Annotated in this window: 1 protein-coding gene; it reads right to left on the bottom strand. The window is 76.6% G+C overall.

The features are described from left to right. Positions 1–14: 14 nt before the first annotated feature. On the bottom strand, positions 15–1,097 hold the full coding sequence (locus JNW87_RS38860) for a polyprenyl synthetase family protein (protein ID WP_238455489.1): 1,083 nt from the start codon (positions 1,095–1,097) through the stop codon (positions 15–17). Between the last annotated feature and the right edge of the window lie 159 nt (positions 1,098–1,256).

The raw sequence follows: 1,256 nt of genomic DNA, 5'->3' as shown, positions 1-1,256 counted from the left end.
GGTGGTGGGCGGGGTCAGTCGGTGCGGCGGGTGGCGGCGATGGCGAGGTCGACCAGGGCCTGGCGGGCCTCGGTGTCCAGGTCGACCGTGCTGAGGGCGGCCAGGGCGCTCTCGGTCAGCGCGCCGATCCGCTGTTCGGTCCGGGCCAGCGCGCCGCTGTCGGTGATCAGCTTGCGCAGCCGGGCCACCCCGGCGCCGTCGAGCCCGGGGTCGCCGAGGCCGCCCAGCAGCAGCTCCCGGCCGGTGTCGTCGAGCGCCTCCAGGGACGCCGCCACCAGGTAGGTCCGCTTCCCCTCGCGCAGGTCGTCGCCGGCCGGCTTGCCGGTCTGCGCCGGATCCCCGAAGACCCCCAGCACGTCGTCGCGGAGCTGGAACGCCTCGCCCAGCGGCAGCCCGTACGCCGAGTACGCCGCCCGCACCTCCGCCGACGCGTCGGCCAGCGCGGCCCCGAGCAGCAGCGGCCGCTCGACCGTGTACTTCGCCGACTTGTAACGGGCGACCTTGCCGGCCCGCTCCAGCGAGGTGTCCCCGGTCGCCTGGGTCAGCACGTCTAGGTACTGCCCGACGGTGACCTCGGTGCGCATCTCGTCGAAGACCGGCCGCGCCCGGGCCACCGTGCGCGGATCGAGGCCGGCGGAGTGCAGCAGCTCGTCCGACCAGACCAGGCAGAGGTCGCCGAGGAGGATCGCGGCGGCGTCGCCGAACCCGTCCGGGTCGCCGCCCCAGCCGGCGGAGCGGTGCCGGGCGGCGAACCGCCGGTGCACCGCCGGCTCGCCGCGCCGGGTGTCCGAGCGGTCCATCAGGTCGTCGTGGATCAGGGCGCTGGCCTGCACGAACTCCAGCGCGGCGAGGGTGGTCACCACCTGGTCGGAGTCGACGCCGCCGGCACCCCGGTAGCCCCAGTAGGCGAAGGCCGGCCGCAGCCGCTTCCCGCCGCCCAGCACGAACGCCTCGATCGCCTCGGCGACCGGGGCGAGGGCGTCGTCGACACCGGTCATCCAGATGCGCTGGCCGGCGAGGAACTCGGTCAGGGCCTTGTCGATCCGCTGGCGCAGGCCGGCGCGGTCGACGGGGGAAACGGGAGCAGCGTGGGTCACGCCACGACGCTAGCCGGTCCCCGCCGGTCGCGTCGTGCCGCCATGTCGGCGCGCCGCGCTGGGCGTCGACCGGGGCGGCCGGGCGCGGGCCGGTACGGGTGCGGCCGCCGCCCCGACCGGCAGGTACGGCCGGGCCGCCGCGAGGAGCGGCGGCGTAAC

The organism is Micromonospora sp. ATA51, assembly GCF_016802855.1.
Taxonomy (GTDB): Bacteria; Actinomycetota; Actinomycetes; order Mycobacteriales; family Micromonosporaceae; genus Micromonospora; species Micromonospora sicca.
Note: the sequence above shows the minus strand (reverse complement) of the source record. Positions and strands in the feature narration are given on the sequence as shown.